Source organism: Paenibacillus methanolicus, assembly GCF_008124765.1.
In the GTDB taxonomy this organism is placed as follows: Bacteria; Bacillota; Bacilli; order Paenibacillales; family Paenibacillaceae; genus Paenibacillus_Z; species Paenibacillus_Z methanolicus.
Window position 1 is genome coordinate 440,287 of record NZ_VNHS01000004.1, and the last position, 20,222, is coordinate 460,508.

Consider the following 20,222-nt stretch of genomic DNA (forward strand, 5'->3'; position numbering starts at 1 on the left):
TGGCGATAGCCGTTTCGCCTTGCGTCAAAAGGTTCCATTTCGCCGCAAGTGTAAACTTTTCGCAGGTTACGTCCGATAAATCTAGTACAACGACGTTATTAATGCATGGACTATAAGGAGGTTTACCGTGATTAAGAAACTAGGTTTATGGCTGATGCTCTTCAGCCTCGTGATCCAACTACTGCCACCAGGCAGCGTGAATGACGTCGCGACGGCGGCAACGACCAACTTCACCTTCCCGGCCGAAAGCGCCTCGAGCAGCTCGCCGCGGACCGTTACGGATGAGCGGATTACGCTCACGGGCACGATCAGCAATGTCGATGCCAGTTCGATTTCTTACTCTGTATATCAAATTGTAGATCCTACGGAAGCCACGGATCCCCCGAACAAAAGAGAGGGTCTGACGAGTAACGTATACGTCGAGGGCTCCTCCATTAAAATTTATAATGTTCAACTCTTCCCTGGCTTGAACAAGATTACGTTCCAAGGGACGAAGAGCGGTGGGCAAGTCTCGAACTCGATCTATATCGAATACCGCAACTCGCCGATCCTTTACAACCTGACGGCAACGTTGTCGGGTTCCAGCTTCCCGCTTACGGAAGCTAGTTCGACGATCGTATACTCGAATGCTACCAAAGGCAGAACGACGGCAGACATCAGCATCACCGGTAACGCGCCGAATGCTTCGTCTGTATCGGTCAGCGTGAACGGCAACACGAAGTCGTTCACCGTCAATACAGCCAATGGCAATACTTTTGCGGCATCGCCGATCACGCTCCAGAAGGGCAAGAATATCGTGACCTTCAAAGTAAACAACGGTACGCAAATCATCACTTCGACGCGTAATATTACCTTCTATAACGGTAGCGTGACATTCAGCGATGTCAGCCTGAATGAAGTGACGACGCCGGCGGGTACATTGATCCAATCGGTCGATTTGTCGGATACGCCGACGATCACAACGGATAAAAACAACAAATACACCATTACCGGTAAGGCTATTATCCCGAATAACTACGATACTGCGACTAGCACGCCAAGACCGGATCCAACGAATCCCGTGACGGTAGCCGCTCTGATCGCGGGTGTATTGAAGAGCTCCCCGACGCCAGCCAATGTCGTGACAACGACAACGGCGACGGCAGTGCCGACGGCGAATAGAGACGATGCATACTTCGTTTTTGATTTTACGATGACCGTAGCCAACAAAGTGGATGAAACCAACCTACTGACAAGCGATCTCCACTTTAATGAGCAGTTTAACGTCCAATTCACGGCAAGCAACCCGATGACGAGCCAGTTGGAGTCGAGCAGCACGTATCGATTCAAATTGGTAAGCGGCACAGATGCGTTTATCAAAGAAGTGAATTACCTGCCGGGGTATAAATCGGGTGTTTCAATGGGAACAATTACGCCGCTCGCCCTTGAGGCCAGCAAAATTTACGGGTTGCCGCTGGCGGTCGAAGTGCTGGTTGGGAATTACGTGGACAGCACGACAGTCGTCACGCCAGCTACAATATCGAACTTGTACGGCAAGAACCATCCGCTTGTGGCGAACACCGACTATACGCAACTGTCGCTTTCGGATTCGGATGAGACGGTAACGAAGGACGGCGTCATTTATCGCCGATTAGTATTCGTCTTCTCGAAGATGCCGTTCGAAGGGACGCAGACACTGAAGATTAATTATAAGAATAGTGCAGCTTCAGTTACGACTTTATCCACATCTGCAACATTCAGCATGCTGTACGGTCCGTATGCGAGCTATACGAGCATCTACGATGCGATGATTATCAATGACAACACCGTGGCTTCGGAATTGACCCGCATCGACGATATCATCAATGATGCTTTCAGCAATTTCGAAGGTGAATTCTCGAATATTAACGATACGAGCGAAATTCGTTACGAGGCCGACACGACGTCCAGTCCGAAAAAGCCGCAAACCGTATTTTTCTATATCAATAATGTTCAAATCCCGCTGAAAGTGAAAGAAATCGGTATTGCCGGTCCTTCTGATAATGATGTGCGGCAATTCGTCATGAATCCGGACGATACGATGCTCACTGGCGAGACGGATAGCTTAGGCGCTCCTATCTCGAAGAAGCTGGAGAGAATTGCATTCGAAGCCCTGATCAACGGCGAGAATTCGCTTCGCATCGTTTTCCAAGGAACTAAGAGCTACTATGAGAAAACGATCAAGGTTAACATTGTTCCGAACAACCTGCCGAAGATTCCAGTAGATGATGCCGGCGTATTCCCATTCACGCACACTGCATCGGATACAGTGGACGTAATGCCCGTGTACAATGACACCAACTTCAAGCTGGCCAATGGTGTGTACACAACGAAACAGTCTTACGTGAACCTTTACGGCACGTTTGACTTCATCGATCTTGGCGAAAAGGCCGAAACGTTGTTAAGCGACGTGGAAGATGCACTAGACGATATTTCGAGTCCGAGCAAGTACCTCTTTAAAATCACGTCAACATCGTCCAAGACGGATATCCGTTGGAATCTGACGTTCCCGCTGCAAGTGTACAAAGGGACGCAGAAGCTGGGCGTATTGAATCCGCTCGATCCTTCCGGCGTGATTCCTGCGGGATATGACCCGGATCTGATCGTTCGTTACGATACGGAGACGCAAAGTTTCTCCTTCGTATTGAAGGGCAAAGAACTGAACGCGGACGGAAGCGCTAGCGTATATCTGTTTAACGTCTATAATGACGGCGAATACGGTCCGAAGGCATCGTACCGGGTTGAACTCGACCCTACGGCGCTTCCGTATAGCATCGAGCGTCCAATGCTTCCCCAGGAAGCCATTATCAACAAGAATTACCTCGAAGTCATTATCAACGCTAATGGGGCGGATTCCGTCGTCATTAACAAGATCAACGCGAAGAAAACAGGATACGATACCGACAACGACGGCGATATCGATAAGCCGAATGCTTTCCGCGCCACGATTTCGGGCTTGAAAACAGGCGTGAACAAGATCAGCTTTACCATCACAAACGCCAACGATACGGTTTCGGACACGTTCGAAGTGACTTATCAACCGACGAACATTCCAGGCGCGGAGTATTTGGAGGACATGAAGAGTTCGCATAAAGTCTTCGACGGCACCTTGTCCTTAACGTTCGCCAAAGGAACGTCGCTGATCCGCACGGACTACGATTCGACGAACAAACTGAAAAACCAAATCTATACGGGCCATAAGTTGTTGTTTGGTATCGCCAACCCGATGGACGGCGTGCTGAATCGCAGAGAGTATGACGTGTGGCCGGCGAATTTCAGCCAATTAATCGAGAACTACGGCACGCGTTTCAATGTTTCGTTCCCGACTCGTTTCGGCAAGGCGAGTCCGGTGTACTGGATTGACGGAGGACTTGCGGACAACCTTTCCACGGCTTCGTATGATCCTGTAACGACAGGCGTGGATCCGTACCAGTTCCCGAGCTCGGATATTCCGACCTACGATTTGCGTCCGGATGACCGCGAGCTGGTGACGTCGAAGGTCGGCAAATTGACGCTTTCCTTCGATCCGAACATTCGCGATAGCGTAGGCACGCTCGTAACGGTGTACCACTACGACGTCAAGAACAAGTTCTGGGTGAATCTGGGCGGCGTGGTCGACACGGGCAAAAATACGATCACGGTTCCTTTCGAGCAATTCGGTTATTACGTGGTTGGTAAGTTGTCTTACTCGTACAGCGACGTATCGAACCATCCTTATGCGCGGAACTATATGGAGGCCATCTATTCCAAAGGATTGATGAATTCCTCCAATTACGACGACTTCGGCGCCGACATGTACGCTACGCGCGGCGAGTTTGCAAGAATGATCATCCGCATGCTCGATATTCCGCTGAACTACAAAGGCAATCTGCATTTCGACGACGTAGCGCCGATTACGAACATCGACGCGCTATGGGATTATCGTTATATCGAAACGGCGGCTCGCGAAGGCATCATTCGCGGTACGCAGCCGAGAACGTTCGAGCCGAATAACAGCTTAACTCGCGGAGAAGCGGCCGTTATACTAGCGCGCGCCCTCGATTTGAAGCTGGATACCGACTCGGTGAAGATCGACAAGGCGCTTCAGAAAGCGTTTAAAGACTACTCGAACATCAGCTACTACTCGAGAGCATCGGTTGTAGCGATAGCCAAGAAGGGTTACATCAAAGGTTCGCCTGTAGATGCATCCGACTTGTCGAAGGGGTACGTATTCGAATCGCAATCGTACCTGCTTCGCTCCGATGCCGCCATTATCGTCGGCAAAGTCATGGCTGATCTGAAGAAGCTTCCGAAGATCAACTAATCGTAACGCATGATACAGCAAGCGGCTTGCTCCCCGAGGAGCAGGCCGTTTTTGCGCATTCTATCGAAATTTGTCTTCTTCTATTAGGATTTGTTTAAGGTTTACCGAGCGAGGTTATACAACCTATGGGAGCCCGTATTAATCTAAATCGCTTAGTTGCGAACCGATGCGATCTTAAGGGGGAGTCCGGGAAAAACAATCAAGATTAGGGTATTAAAAATAAAAAATAAAAAAGTTTGCAACACGCGCAACTTTTGCACGACTGCTGCGTCTATATACGTGAACATCACAAAACGACAGGAATACGGCGGCGGGATTGAGAGATTTTTCTATGGAATCTCTTTACCTAGGTATTTCGCCATTGTATAATGTTAAAGTGTGCTAGTTCCCAAGTAGTTTTACACTATTCATTCGTTTACTAGTTTCTGCGACGGCTTTCGACACATTGTTCGGTGCATGTCGTAGACATCATTTTTTGGAAGTATTAAGCTCGGACGCTCACGGGAGTCAAGGCAAGATACTTCTACAAACAAAGTGCAACACAATCGAGGAGGAGAAAAAAAGGTTATGAAGAAAAGTCTATCCGCAATTCTCGCTACATCCATGGCTTTCTCGATGTTCGCATCGGCAGCATTCGCTGCGGATCCGCTGACAACAGAAGCGAAATTCCAAGAAATGAAAACAGCTGGTATCTTCCAAGGTATCAACGGTGAGTCCCACCTCGACCAGTTGATGACACGCGCTGAGTTCGCGAAAGCACTGGCTACGCTTCTCAAGCTCGAGAACAAACCAGCAGCAGCAGCTTCGTTCAAAGACGTTTCGGCTACTCACTGGGCAATCGGCCAAATCGGCGCGCTTGCTGAAGCAAAAATCATCGAGGGCGTTGGCGCTGGCCAATTCGGTCCTAAAGTGAACGTATCCCTGGAGCAAGTCGCGAAAATCGCGGCAACGGCTCTGAAACTCGAACTTAAAGCTGACGCTAAAGTAGAAGGCAAAACTTCCGCTTGGGCGACTCAATATGTTGCTGCAGCAGTAGCAGCTGGTCTGATCAAGACTTCCGCTGACTACACAGTGAACGCAACTCGCGGCGACCTCGTTGACGCTTCGTTCGTTGTTTACCAGAAGTCGGTCGTTAAAACTCTCGAAGCTACTGCTAAACTGGCAGGCGCTAAGAAAGTTGAAGTGAAATTCAACCAAGCGGTTGACACTTCCAAAGTAACGTTCGAAATCAAGAATGCTACAGGTTCCGTAGTAAACATCAACAAAACAACGTTTGCTGACGACAAGCAAACGGCAACGCTTGAGATGGTGAGCAACCTTCTTAAAGGCGAGTACACGATCACAGCTAAATCCGGCGAAACTACGCTGACTTCGAAAGTCACGGTTGAAGACGAGAAAGTAGCGAAAATCGAGTTCCTTTCCGAAAAAGCTGCAATCTCCCGTACGGATAAGAAAGAGATCCAAGTTGCGTACAAAATCACGAACCAATACGGCGAAGATGTTACGAAAACGAAAACTGGCGGCGTAACGTTCACTGCTGCACCTTCGACTTCCGTTTCCCCGGATGCAACGAAAGGTGTTCTGACAATCAAGAACACAGCTGCTGACTACGTTATCGACCAAAAAGTAAGCGTAACGGCGCTGGACTCGTCGTCGACTACGTTCGCAAGCGCGATCGTTTCGGTTTCGAACCAAGCGAATGTTCAAGAAATCACTGTGAAGAAAATTGTCAACACAGTTGACAACACGAAAACACTGAGTGTTTCTTCGGACCCAGCTGAATACGTACTGGTTGTAGAAGCAAAAGACCAATACGGCAACGTTATTACAAACCCTGACATCCTGCGTGACGATGTAATCGTGACTTCGACTAACAACTATGTTGTTGACAAAGCCGTTGTTGACGTAGATGCAGACCCGGCAAAAACGAACTTCAAACCTAACTTCAAAGAGCTGACGATCGATGGTACGAAAGAACTGACGATCGCACTTGCTAACGGTTCGTCGAGCAAATTGACTGCAGGCACGTCGAAGTTCTACCTGAGCCCAATCTACTCCGGTAAAACAGTAACTTACGACGTTACGGTTAAAGACTCGATCAAAGTTGACACGCTGACGCTGAGCGCTCCGACGCTTGCTCCAGCAGGCGAGAAAATCGAGATTCCTTTCACGGCTGTTGACCAATTCGGCAACGCGATCACGAAAGCTTCCGATCTGAATGCTGGCATTAACGGTTCCATCACGGTTAACACGCCGAACGGTAACGTTTCCGCTACCTTCGTTCAAGATTATGTTAAAAACACGGCTAAACTGGTTGTTGACGCAACGAGTGTAACACTTAAGGGTGCAGGTTCCGTTTCCGTTCTGACTGGAACGAACAAACACACTTACACTACCTTCAACTTCGTTGACAAAGCAGAAGCAACAGTAATTGCTGGCTTCAAGTCCGATGCTGGTTACTCCGCTAACCTTGCAAAAGAAGCAACAACGACGCTGAAACCAGGCGACATCTCGATCAAAGACCAATACGGTCGCGACTTTACGCCAGCTTGGGGTACTGGTGCAGGCCAATACTCGGTTAAAATCGAGAACTCGGACGCTACTAAAGTAACGAGCTCCGAAACAGTAATTGATGCTTCCGGCGATGCTTCCACGTTCACGGGCGTTGCTAAAGGTTCTGCAACGGTTACGCTCACATTGCAAAAAGCAGGCGCTCTCGTAGCGAACAGCGCTTACTCCTACAACGCACGTGTTGTGGAGAAAGCAGATATCACTTCTTACGAGCTGGCTGATATCTCCACGCTGTATAGCAGCAAAGCAGGCACTGCAGTTGACGCTGCATATGCACGTGACGTTAAAGTCAACGGTGTCCTTTCCGACGGTAAGAAAGTAGCTGTTCCAACTTCGTACTATAACGGTAACGTTGTTGTAACTGGCGAAAACGTTGACTTCGCAGGCGGCAAAGTCGGCGCATTCGGCAACGTTGGCTTCGACAGCGCTGGTAACAAAGAAGTTACGATCGCAGTAACGGTTGACGCTAACGGTGGCCCAGTGAACCTGAGCAAAGTCGTTAAAGTTAGCACGACTGCTCCGAAAGTAACGAAGTTCGAACTCGTTACGAACGGTTCCGCTAAGAAAGAAGACACGCTCGTTCTCTCCGCTTCTGCAGCAGCGATCAACGCTGGCTTCGCAGCAGTTATCAAAGACGGCGTGAAAACGACTGACCAGTACGGCACTGAGCTGACTGGTGCAGCTGAAGCCTTCACACCAGTTGCAACTACGCTGCCTACTGGCAAAACTACAGCTACTGTAGTTGCTGGCGATACCTTCAACGCGGTAATCTACGACGCTGCTGGTACACCAACAACGATCAAAGTTGTTGTAACTGCTTAATAGCTTCAATGAAAAAGAGCCGAGCAATCGGCTCTTTTTTTATTTGTGCTAACCACTATCAAAATGAGCGTGGTTGAAACTTTTCACGTTAAAAAGCGTCTAAAACTATAGAATATAACAAAGGATGATGACGATGAACGTGATAAAGAAGTTTGGACTCCCGGTTTTGATTGCTTCTACGACTGCATTAACTCTTCAAAGTTTCCCTATAGAGAAAGTAGATGCTGCTCAGGTTGTAAGTAAAGCAGCAACGCCAACCTTAAAGACTGTGAAGATTAACGCCTCCACGACAGCTAAAGTGACCGACATTCAAATGATGTACGGTTCAAACGAAAAAACGGTGTACTATACGGTTGCCATTTATAATGGCTCGAATCAAGATCTGGACTTCGGGGATTATTGGGTTGAATTATATAGTAAATCCGGAAGCAAATTCACTTCTAAACTCGATGCGAATGATGCAAAAGATACGAAAATTCCGGCGAAGACGACGAAGGAATTCCATTTCTCCGCAAAAGTGAACTACGGCTTAACCATCAACAATATCAAGATTAAATTTTTAAAATGGGATTTCTCCCAACCGGACTATATCCGTTCTTTAGGCGAAGTTTCCATACCTTCGAATTATTCCAATGTTGTTCCGAGCGCCACCGGTAAGGTTGTCAAAATTGGCGGTAAGCAAATGAGCAGCATGCTAGCCAAGTCGGAATTCGCGGTGATCGGAGGACAGGTTGAAGGTTCATTGACTTATCGAGTAACGAATTATAGCAACCAGGCGATAGCGCTCAACAATATTAATTTTTATATTAAGCGCTCCGGCGGAACGATGAATAAACTGAATGTGGACTTAGGTGGTGAGCAACAACTGCTTTCTGGGGCTGCTAAAGAGCTTCAGCTATATGGAACGCTACCGATCAATAAAATTGATCCGAATATGCAGCTAATCGTAACGGTAACCGATGAAGAAACGAAAACGGAGATGCCGCTCGCCACATATGCGATCACACCGGTTGGCCAGCAGTGGGTTTACACGCCGGTCAACAAAGAACGGGCAATCACGATCGACGGCACGAAAGTGAATTCGAAGCTTCGCGATGCGTTTGTGAGCACGACCGGAACGACGCAGCAGGTCTCCATGTACATGAGCTTCGCCAATAAGGGCAAACAGGCCGTGAGTCTGCCGAATTATAGCTATTTGTTGATGACGGCGGATGGAACCTTATATCCGCAAGTCACCACAACGACAAATGCAGCGACGTCGACGGAGCTTCTCCCTGGCCTGCTAGCTGAAAAGTATCTCCAGTTTAACGTTCCGTCAAGCGCCAAAATGTCCGGCCTCCGATTGGTCGTTCGACAAACATCGGAAGAAAATAAAAAAGGCTTTGTCAAAGGCCTATATAATGTCCCAACAACGCAGAATCAACAAAACGTACGTACCGTTCGCTATAATTCGAAACAGGGGTTGTTTAACATAACCGTCGAGCGAGGCGAGCGTCTGCCATGGGGGACCCAAGATATTATCAACAGCATCATCACCATCTCCAATACGGAAGGCGGCATGAAATCGCTCCCGAACTTAAAAGCGACCGTCATGCTAAATGGATACCAGGTAGATGAGAAGGATATTCAGTTGATTAAGACAGATAACATCATTTCGCTGGACAGCAATCAATCCACGAACTATATTTTGAGCGCCAAGGTTCCGTACACCTTTAAATCGAGCGCGCTTACGATTCAACTGTCCGAGGTTACAGACAGCGCGGCAGGAGCACAGTCGTCGATCGGTCAATTTAATATCAGCAGCACGAGTTTGACGCCGCCGGCCATCGGATTAACGGAATCCATTCGAATCGCGGGCGTTGGACGTGCCGCAACGCTGAAGCTTGTTAATCGGGCCATTTATGAGAAGAAAGATTCAAAAATGGCATACGTAGAATTCGAATACAACAACGATGAAAAACGCATTGCCGATCTTGCTAACTTGCAAGTGTTTTTCCAAACAAAGGACGGTAATTATACGCAAGGAACGTTCGTCAACGTGAAATCAAAGGCAAGCGCGGGCCGCAATTCACTAGTGCAGGCGTATGTGGTCTTGCCGAGCAATACGGATACGAGCGAACTTAAAGTCCTCGTTGGCGAGGGGATAACAGGCAACACCTTCACGCCTGCAGACGGAACGGCAGATGGATTTGTGAATGCGAAGTCGTACACATTGCCGATGACGAATATGACGGCTCCGGTCACGTTCCAAAATATGGCGTTAAATCCATATCGTATCAATATCAAAAATTGGTCGACCTACCAGACGGACTCGCATGAATATAAATTCGAGTTTACTTACGACCTGAGTAGATTGTACAATTACGAGTATCTCGCCGGCGGTCATAAGTTGGTTATCCAATTGGTCGATGGTTCAAAAGAATACGAGAAAGCGTTCGAGTTAGAAACCGGAACAGATGCGTGGAAACTGGGCGAAGGAATCAAGACTTCCGTAACATTCAGCGATGAGCCGTTGTGGGGATTGTTATTTAGAGATTTCACGGTCAACATCTATGATGAATATCAAGGTCATCGCAAGTTAATGGCGAGTCAGAAGTTGAGCGCCACGACCACCAACCAGTAATTAGAGGTGAAGAGCGATTCTATATAATAAGAAGATTGGTCTAGTAGTTGCTGGCGTCATTTTAATTTCATCCGTATTCTTAATGGACCGCGTACAGAGCGACGGTGACGCCGTTACACCAGGCTCCATCGAGGATCCAGTCGTGACCAAAAGCTATGTCGACCAAAAAATAGCCGCATTAACGGGTAACGGCGGTTCGAACTCTTCGAATGAAGAGTCTGCTCCTGAAGCAGTTTCTTCGGTCTTCGAGGTCGTCAACGTACCGGTTGGCAAGCGTATCGTGGCCAAGACAAGCGCGGAGTTCGTGGTTCGAGCCGGCAAAGCGATTGTCGTAAGTTCGGATGCTAATGGCGTATCTGAATTGACGGATGGCGGCGAACTGAAACCAGGCGCAGCTGTAAAGAATGACCATTTGTTGCTCGCGGCGAGAAGCGGACGGGGCATTCAGCACTCGCCTGAACAGAAGAGCGGTGCAATCGTCGTCATGGCTCGAGGAGCCTATGAGCTTCAAGAGCAGACATAAGATGAAGAAAAGGAGTCCGGGACGGTTTGGCGTTTCGGACTTCTTCGCATGCGCGCGATGTCAGCGCTACTTATTTTTCCCCCCGCAGCCAACATGTTATCCGGCTCAAAGGGAACAACGTCGCGCACAATACGGATATCAACTACAGGAGGTGCATGACGAAATGGCTAAACGTCGAAGCAACATTGTAGTGGTACCCGAAGCGCGAGCAGCGATTGACCAGATGAAATACGAAATTGCGGCAGAGCTTGGGTTAACGGCAGGTGCGGTGACGCCGGACCGGCTGGGCATGACGGAATTTGCGGCAGATGATTTTGGCGCGGTGGGTGAATCGAGCGATCCAGCCAGCGTACCATGGTCGCGGCTTGCGACCCGCGATGTCGGCTATATCGGCGGTTCGATTACACGTCGATTAGTCGAGCAGGCAGAGCGTGTTCTGAACGGCTTGTAATGGCGCCAAACACAAGACAACAGCCATTGACACCAAGCGACAACTTCGGTATCATACTGTTTTAGAGAGTTGACTAGCGACCTTTTCCATCACCGGAAAAGGTTGATTTTTTGGATGAGACGTTTCGTTAGGTCCATGTGTGGCGTGTTGACTTTTCTATTGTTTCGAACCCATGCATGTCTTATTCTTCATACTTACCTTTATTTTGAGTAGCAGGAGGTTGAAAACATTGTCGATTAAAGGACGGCATTTGTTTACTTCGGAATCGGTCACGGAGGGACATCCCGATAAGATTTGTGACCAAATCTCGGACGCGGTATTGGACGCGTTTCTCGAGCAAGATCCATATGCGCGCGTAGCGTGCGAAGTATCCGTAGCTACGGGTCTGGTACTCGTTATTGGCGAGATCAGCAGCAGCGCGGACTACGTGGACATCTCGGCGATTGCGCGCAAGACGATCAAAGAAATCGGCTACACGCGCGCCAAATACGGCTTTGACTCCACGACTTGCGCCGTATTGACTTCCCTGAACGAGCAATCAGCGGACATCGCGCAAGGCGTTAACGCCGCGATCGAGACGCGCGACGGCAAAGACATCCGTCAAGAGAACGCGGATATCGGCGCTGGCGACCAAGGCTTGATGTTCGGTTTCGCAACGAACGAGACGCCAGAACTCATGCCGCTGCCAATCGCGTTGTCTCACCGTATCGCACGTCGTCTGTCCGAAGTGCGCAAGAACGGCACGCTCGACTACCTCCGTCCGGACGGTAAGACGCAAGTCACGATCGAGTACGTAGACGGCAAGCCGGTACGCGTCGACACGATCGTCGTGTCCACGCAGCACGCGGAAGAAGTAACGCTCGAGCAAATCCAGAAGGAAATCATGGAGCACGTCATCAAGCCGGTCGTGCCTGCTGAGTGGCTGGACGAGCAAACCAAATACTTCATCAATCCGACAGGCCGTTTCGTTATCGGCGGTCCTCAAGGCGATGCGGGTCTTACGGGCCGCAAAATTATCGTCGATACGTATGGCGGCTATGCTCGCCATGGCGGCGGCGCATTCTCCGGCAAGGATCCGACGAAAGTCGACCGTTCCGCGGCATATGCGGCTCGTTACGTGGCGAAGAATATCGTAGCGGCAGGTCTGGCGGACAAATGCGAAATCCAATTGGCTTACGCGATTGGCGTAGCGACTCCGGTTTCCATTAACGTCGACACGTACGGCACCGGCAAAGTGAGCGAAGAAGTGTTGGTAGAAGTTATCCAGAAAAACTTCGATCTTCGCCCGGCGGGCATCATCAAAATGCTCGACCTTCGCCGCCCGATCTACGGCAAAACAGCGGCCTACGGCCACTTCGGCCGCACGGACATCGACCTTCCTTGGGAACGCGTCGACAAAGCCGAGCAGCTGAAAGCGGACGCGCAAGTGAACGCTTAAGCAATGGATTTAGAACAATGAAACCGCACCTATTAGGGTGCGGTTTTTTTATGCGCTATGGCATACTGGTTTGCTGTTATTTTGTGGCGCTATCTTCATTTTTCACGACGTATGGCCGACAAATATAATACAGATGTTAATAGATTGGGGAGTGAAAAGACGTTGATACGCAAATGGATCGTGTATGTTCTGTTCGCAACGCTATTAATCCAAACCGGATTGGCCGGCCATAATTACGAGATTGCCTACGCAGATACCGTCGGCCCCCAAATCCTGGTGAAGACGCCGACGAATGCGGCTACGAATGTACCCGTAAATGCGAATTTGGTGCTGACGTTCGACCAAAGCGTCAAAAAAGGACCGGACGCATCGAAGATCGGCATTTACGAGATGGACAGCACCGTGTTTACGGAGTACACGGTTTCGTCGAGCAAGATTACCATTAATCCATCCAATCCGACGATCGTCACGATTGCATTGCCGGATAACAAATCCTTCGAGTTAGGAAAGAGTTATTACGTCAATATCGCGGAGGGCGCATTCGTCAGCGTTTCGATGAACGCGAACTATGCAGGGATCAATAATACGGCGGGCTGGAATTTCACGACGACATCGAACGCGGCAGATACGCAGGCGCCGCAATTGTCCGTGGCAACGCCGCTTGCGCCAATTCATAATGCGACGAATGTCGCGGTTAACACGCAGATTGCAATCCAGTTTAATGAACCCATCTATACCAATAGCGGATTCATCACGCTGCACAATAGCGATAACAGCAGCGATACCCGTATGATTCCCGTTACGTCCTCGAGCGTGGGAGGAAGCGGCACGAATACCATTCGGATCTCGCTCCCGGCTAACTTAAGAACCAACAAGACCTATCAGATTGAAGTGCCGAATACCGCTTTTGTCGATGCGGTCGGTAATGCGTTTGCGGGGATCTCGCGCGGCAGCTGGTCGTTCGCGACAACGCCTCCTCCGCTCGGGACGCCTGTTCTTTCGCCTGCCGATGGCGCATTTGCGGTCAATATCCGGGCGGCCCTGACAATGACGTTTCCTAAGCGCCTGGCGCGCAATACGGGACAAATATCGCTGTACCGCATCGCGGACAACGGGTTACTTCAACATTTTGACGTATCCTCTTCGGGCGCGGTGCAAATGAGCATTAATTCGTCGACCAACGAAACGACGGTTACGGTGCAGCCTTCCTCGCCGCTTGGCGCTAACATTGGCTATTACGTGTTAGTGGATGCCGGGGCGTTTAGAGACAGCTCCAATGCTTCGTCCCTCTATGAGGGAATGCTGGATGCGGGCGAGTGGAACTTTACGACCGGGTACGGCGATGATGTTACGGCGCCCGTTCTGACCACGAAAGTGCCATCCAATACCGCAACGACAACCTCGTCTACCTTGGAACTTACGTTCGACGAACCTGTTTTCCAAGGCAATGGCAACATTGTTATTAAATCAGCGCCGAATGGCACGACGATCGCCTCCATACCGGTTACCGATGCCAAAGTAAGCGGGGGCGGCACGACGAAAATCACGGTTTCGCCTGGCGTGACGTTGGTGGATGGCACCACCTATTATGTCCAAATCGGCTCTCAAGCTTTCCGGGACGCAAGCGGCAATAATTTCGCGGGCATGCTGAGCACCGATACGACGACTTGGCGGTTTACCGTTAGCAATGATAAAGTCAAACCGACGATCGTGACGCTTTCGCCCGCGAATGGCGTCGCGACCGTTCCGACGACGGGGGGGTCGTTCAGCATCATGTTCAGCGAACCGATCCGTGTGCTGAATGCCAGCGGGATTAGTTTCAAACGAACTTCGACGACATCTTCGTCATCCGCTGTCATGGCTATTGATCCTGATAATAACCGGAAGCTGAATATCACGCCGGATCCATTGTTGGCCAACACGAATTATTACGTGGAAATTGCGGCGAATGCGATCTCCGACTTGGCGGGCAATACGTTCGACGGCATCTTGAACACGTATCAATGGGCGTTCAAAACGTCTTCGGCGACAGGTGCGCCGACCGTTGCTTCGGTCGAGATGTCAGGCAGCAGCAGAATCGCCTTGACCTACAATCAAATGCTCGACAGTACTTCGTTGCCTTCGGCGGGTACGTTCTATGTCACGGTAAACGGTACGTATCGGGCTATAACCGCCGTCCAAATTACGGATGCGATCGTCTATTTGACCTTGCAAAGCCCGGTAGTGAACGGGCAAGAAATTCGTCTGTATTACACGGCCCCGGTTGATTTGAATGCCGCTGCGATCCGCAGCTTGTCCACATTGACCAAAGCGGCAAGCATATCGAATCAGCTCGTCACCAATACGCCGGACACGACGGTGCCGAGACCGATTAGCGGCACGGTAGCCGGCAACTTAATCACGATGACCTTCAGCGAAGAGCTGAGTACCGTATCTTCATCGGCATACACGCAGTTTTACGCCTATGTGAACGGCAGTTACCGCACGTTCTCAAGCGTCGGTGGAACGGGATCGACGATGACGCTCTATCTGAGCGGCAGCGAAGTGTCGGTCGGCCAAACCGTCACGCTTTCCTATTCGAAAGGAGCGTACCCGCTTACGGATGTTTCGGGTAACCCGGTTGCGAGTTTTTCGGCCTTCCAGATCTTGAACGGGGTAGATACGGCTATTCCGCAGCTGCAGACGCTAACGGTCTCCGGCAATAAATTATCGCTGACTTATAACGAAGCGTTAAGCACGACGTCCAAGCCGGCTACTGGCGCCTATGCCGTCTTGGTGGACGGTACGGCGCGAACCGTTAGCACCGTGACGGTAAGCGGTTATCAAGTCGATCTAACGCTGTCTTCGGCGGTGGCAAGCGGACAAACGATTCGCGTCAGCTACACGCGCCAGACGCCGTATTTAACGGACTTGGCCGGCAATCCGGCTGAATCCTTTAGCAACTTGGGCATATCCGGCGCCGGTTCGACCTTGACTGTAATTGGCGCTATTGCTAAAGGCAGTACGATCACGCTCAATTTCTCGGATAATTTGAATTCAGGTTTTATCCCGCTGATCTCGCAATTTTCCGTGAAATCCGGTAATTCCGTACGTTCGATCGCCAACGTTCAAGTGAACGGCAGCACGGTGGTGCTCACGCTGGTGACGCCGGTTTCGATCGGCGACGCGATCAAAGTCAGCTATTCGACAAGCGGCGGAACGATGCTGCGGTCGTCCGGCGGCGTGAACGCGGAAAGCTTCACCGACTTGACGGCCGCGAATCAGACGACATGGTCCGACGACCCGACCAGCGATTTCGAATCGGTAACCGGAGGCGGTATCGGATTGAAGAAGCAGGTTGCTTCCACGACGCCGACGACGACGCCGGGCGGGAAGAGCGTGAATCGGTATAGTCTTCCCGAGAGCAAAGTAAAGTCTGCGTTCGATACGATTACCGGAATCGGCGGGGAACCGCGTCTGTCCTTCACGGTGCCATCGACCGAGGCGGGCGCCAGCGTGGCCTTCCCGTTGTCTCCGCTCAAGACGGCCAGAGATAAATTTCCAAAGGCTAAGGTTGTCGTGAACTATAAGAACGCCAGCTACGAAATGCCGCTGGACCAGTTGACCATGGACGGCTCCGCGACATCTCTGTCGGGATCGCTGCTCGTGAACATCGACATGGGCTCGAACAGCTTGACCGATCCGCTGACGACGGCGATTAGCGCGGCGGGCTCCAAGTTGATCGGCGAGCCGGTGAACATGGAGACCTTCATCGTGAACAACAACGGCGCAGCAACCAAAATCAGCAGTTTCGGCGGGTACGTCAAACGTTCGATTACGGTGGATCAAACGCTCGAGACGCGTCAGACGGCCGTGGTCTGGTACGACCCGGAAGTCGGCAAGATCTCGTATGCGCCGACGCACGTGGAGACGGCCAATGGCAAATCGGTCGTCACCTTCCAGCGGAAGGGCAACAGCGCCTACGCAGTCATCAAAGGCAACGTCGTTTACAACGATTTGGGCGCGCACTGGGCACGCAACGATATTTTGCTCATGGCGAACAAATATATCATCGACGGCCGGACGCCGACGACGTTCGAACCGAAGAAAGCCATTACGCGCGCGGAATTCGCCACCTTTATTTCCAAAGGGTTGGGGCTCTCCGGCGACAAAACCGCGGCCGCGAAATTCCAGGATCTCAATTCCGGTCATGCGGCGATGGCCTACATCGGCGCCGCGGCCAAAGCGGGTATCATTCAAGGCATGACGGACGGCAGCTTCAAGCCGAACAGTCCGGTGACCCGCGAGCAAATGGCCTCCATGATGGTGCGGGCGGCCGAGTATGTCGGGAACAAGGTAGACTTGTCCCAAAATGCGGCCACCATGCTGAAACGATTCAAGGATAATGCCAAAATCGGCACGTGGGCGCAGGTCGACGTCGCCAAGGCGGTCCAAATGGGCGTCATCAATGGCATGTCGAACGGCAATTTCGGCGCCAAGTCGAATGCGACGCGCGCGGAGGCTGCCGTGATGATCGAGCGTCTGCTCAATCTCAACGGGCTGATGGATACGTAAATCGACAAGTTCTTTTAAAGATCTACCAAAGCTATCTCTCCACTACGAGGAGAGATAGCTTTTTCTTTTCATTCCTCTCCTCCTCGATAGGAGGTTTCTATCGACCGTAACTTTTCCGCTAGTTTCGGAGTCTATAACAGGTAGATTTCGAGATGGGAGAGTTGCAACCAACATGACGAAGCTTACGAATCGACGGGGAACCGTTCGCATACAACAGCCAAGCAAGAAACGGACAAGCGCGACGATCGTCGCGGTAGCCTTGGGAACCGCGCTGCTGCTGCAGCCGGTCGGGCTGCTGCTGCCGCCCGCCTATAACGTGGCGGCCGCGGCGGCGACGGTACAGGCGCTCAAGATGCAGAGCGAAGAGATGATCACTTCGGGCGCGAAACTAATTCGCTATCAATGGACGCAGGGCGATGGCGAGGTTTCGAATGTCCATGTCATAGAAGTCGATTTGACGAATCCGTACGTGAAGCTCGACGTCATGAACGGCAAGACGGGCGCGATCACGGGCAAAAGCTCGGTCGGGAATATGGTGAAAACGACCGGCGCGGTAGCGGGGATCAACGCGGATTTCTTCGATACGTCCTCCGCGGCCAAGGGCAACCCGATGGGAGCCCAAGTGAACGAAGGCAAGCTGGCGACGAGCACCTCGCAGCTGAACGGGATGTACGCGTTCGCGGTGACGGCGGACCGCAAGCCGATCGTGGACCTCTTCACGTTCCAGGGGACGATCGTGGCGCAGGACGGCGCGACGTTCCCGCTGGCGGGTCTCAACAAAGGCGCCTATCGCACGGATCCCAATCAGGGGTACAGCCATTCGAACGCGGCGCATATCTATACGAGCGCTTGGACGGCGGCACGGCCAAGCGCGGCGGAATCGTCCGCTACGCCGACGGAAGTCCTCATTGTAGACAATGTGGTACAACAGATTGCGGTGAATAGCATGATCCCGGGCACGCCCCCGGCGAATGGGTTCATTTTGCGTACGCACGGCACGGCGGCTAAATTCGTCACGGACCATCTGCCGGTCGGTTCGACGGTCAATGCCAACTATTCGCTCGTCGCATCCTCGACGGGGCAGCCGGTCGACGCGGCATCGCTGCAGATGCTCGTCGGCGGCCATACGATCCTGGTCGATCAAGGCCGAACGACGGCGTTCTCCCGTGATATTACCGGCGTGAGCGGCTCGTCCGAAGTGTCGCGCACGGCGGTCGGCTATTCGCAGGATGGCGGCAAGGTGTACTTGATCACCGTGGAGGCCGCCGGCGAGAGCGAAGGCATGTCGCTGAAGGAACTGCAGACGATGATGGTGCAGCTCGGCGTATGGAAAGGCATTAACCTCGACGGCGGCGGTTCGACGACGATGATCAGCCGTCCGCTGGGCGATACGGAGACAACGCCGGCGCATGAGACGCAGAATGGCTCCCAGCGCGCGGTGGCAAGCGGTCTAGGCGTTTACACCATGGCGCCGGCCGGACAGCTTAGAGGATTGTCGGCGAGCGGCAGCACCGTCCTGTTCGTCGGCCAGCAGGCGTCGTATTCGCTCAAAGGATACGATACCTTCTATAACCCGATCGACGCCGGTTCGGTCGCGGCGACGTGGACGGACGCGCAAGGACTCGGCACGTTCAGCGGCAACGCGTACACGGCGAAGAAGGCGGGCAAGACGACGGTCAAGGCGATCTCCGGCAGCATTAGCGACAAGCTGGAGATCGAGATCATCGGCGGCGAACAAATCGCGGAGATGGAAATCGCGGCCGGCGCGCCGGTGCTGGAGGCGGGGAAATCGTTCGAGGTGCCGGTGAAAGCCGTGCTGGCGGACGGACGCAAGGTAACGATTCCGGCGGGCTCGGTGAAATGGGAGCTCAGCGGATTCGCGGGCAGCGTGAAGGATGGCGTGCTCACCGTGCAAAATGCGGCCGCCGGCAGCGCGGCAGGCTATGCGATCGCCCGGTACGACGGATTCTCGGCCATGCTCGTGCTGACCGCCGGTTCGAATAAAAAATTCGAAGATTTCGAAGCGGCGACGTACCCAATGACGTTCCAAGGCACGAATGCTGTGACGGGGAACGTATCGCTCGTAAGCGGATTGCCGGAACAAGCGTCGGCGAAGGCGCTTCAGCTGGATTACGATTTCTCGCAAGTCGCCTCGGGTACGAAGGCCGCCTATGCGGTGCTGAACGGCTCGGGACGCCAAGTGGAAGGCAAGCCGTCCAGCTTGACCGTCGACGTGTACGGGGACGGCAGCTTGAACTGGCTGCGCGCCGAATTCGTCGACGCGGCAGGCAAAGCGTATCCGGTTACGTTAGCGGACAAAATTTCGTTTGCCGGCTGGAAGCAGCTGAAGGCTGATTTACCGGCGGGCGTGACATATCCCGTCAAGCTGAAGCGTCTATATGTCGCTTCGCTGCAGGAGGACCAGGACGAGCGCGCGCTGACCGGCCAGGTGGTGTTCGATAACATCGGCTTCCAGTACCCGGCATCGGTTGAAACGAAGACAAGCCCGTCGATCCAGCTGACGCTGGGATCGAAGTCGGCCTCCATTGGCGGTACGGCGACGAAGTTGGACGTGGCGCCGATCGCGCTGGATGGCACGACCTACCTGCCTCTGCGTTTCGTCGCGGACGCGATGGGCGCGAAGATCAACTGGGACGGCACGCTCAAGCGCGTCACCGTGCTTCGCGGAGACCGCTTGCTGGAGATGTGGCTGGGCAAGTCCTCGTTCCTGCTGAACGGCAGCCGCTCGGAATCCGAGGTGGCGCCGATCTCGAGAGGCGGCCGTACGCTCGTGCCGATTCGGCTCGTTTCGGAGCAGCTTGGCCTGAAAGTGGGCTGGGATCCAAAAACAGGGGCGATCTCCGTCGAATAATTCGACGTTGACGGGTCATTCTGTGGTATGATAAGGGCAGAATGCGT

8 protein-coding genes are annotated in these 20,222 nt (G+C 52.1%); all 8 read left to right on the forward strand.

Annotated elements, in window-relative coordinates; all coding sequences use genetic code 11:
* Nucleotides 1-127: 127 nt before the first annotated feature.
* Complete coding sequence (locus BCM02_RS13505; protein ID WP_148929615.1) at nucleotides 128-4,321, forward strand: S-layer homology domain-containing protein; 4,194 nt, start codon at nucleotides 128-130, stop codon at nucleotides 4,319-4,321.
* Nucleotides 4,322-4,888: 567 nt separating this feature from the next.
* A complete protein-coding gene (locus BCM02_RS13510) occupies nucleotides 4,889-7,714 on the forward strand; it encodes an S-layer homology domain-containing protein (protein WP_148929616.1) in 2,826 nt (941 codons plus the stop codon).
* A 133-nt stretch (nucleotides 7,715-7,847) separates the two neighbouring features.
* Nucleotides 7,848-10,337 carry a hypothetical protein gene (locus tag BCM02_RS13515; protein ID WP_148929617.1) on the forward strand — a complete coding sequence of 830 codons (2,490 nt, stop codon included), beginning with the start codon at nucleotides 7,848-7,850 and terminating at the stop codon, nucleotides 10,335-10,337.
* A gap of 142 nt (nucleotides 10,338-10,479) precedes the next feature.
* A complete protein-coding gene (locus BCM02_RS13520) occupies nucleotides 10,480-10,860 on the forward strand; it encodes a hypothetical protein (RefSeq protein ID WP_148929618.1) in 381 nt (126 codons plus the stop codon).
* A gap of 163 nt (nucleotides 10,861-11,023) precedes the next feature.
* Nucleotides 11,024-11,311 (forward strand): alpha/beta-type small acid-soluble spore protein, encoded by a 288-nt coding sequence (locus BCM02_RS13525; protein ID WP_148929619.1) that lies wholly within the window; start codon nucleotides 11,024-11,026, stop codon nucleotides 11,309-11,311.
* Between the two features lie 229 nt (nucleotides 11,312-11,540).
* Entirely contained in the window at nucleotides 11,541-12,749 is a 1,209-nt protein-coding gene (metK, locus tag BCM02_RS13530) for a methionine adenosyltransferase (RefSeq protein WP_148929620.1), read from the forward strand.
* Between the two features lie 162 nt (nucleotides 12,750-12,911).
* Nucleotides 12,912-17,303, forward strand: coding sequence for an Ig-like domain-containing protein (locus tag BCM02_RS13535; RefSeq protein WP_187434193.1), 4,392 nt, complete (start codon nucleotides 12,912-12,914; stop codon nucleotides 17,301-17,303).
* Between the two features lie 172 nt (nucleotides 17,304-17,475).
* Entirely contained in the window at nucleotides 17,476-20,175 is a 2,700-nt protein-coding gene (locus tag BCM02_RS13540; protein WP_148929622.1) for a stalk domain-containing protein, read from the forward strand.
* Nucleotides 20,176-20,222 lie beyond the last annotated feature (47 nt).

Bases quoted from the DNA above. Each gene is read 5' to 3' on its own strand.
- BCM02_RS13510 (WP_148929616.1), top strand. From the start codon at position 4,889: ATGAAGAAAAGTCTATCCGCAATTCTCGCTACATCCATGGCTTTCTCG.
- BCM02_RS13525 (WP_148929619.1), top strand. From the start codon at position 11,024: ATGGCTAAACGTCGAAGCAACATTGTAGTGGTACCCGAAGCGCGAGCA.
- BCM02_RS13540 (WP_148929622.1), top strand. From the start codon at position 17,476: ATGACGAAGCTTACGAATCGACGGGGAACCGTTCGCATACAACAGCCA.
- BCM02_RS13515 (WP_148929617.1), top strand. From the start codon at position 7,848: ATGAACGTGATAAAGAAGTTTGGACTCCCGGTTTTGATTGCTTCTACG.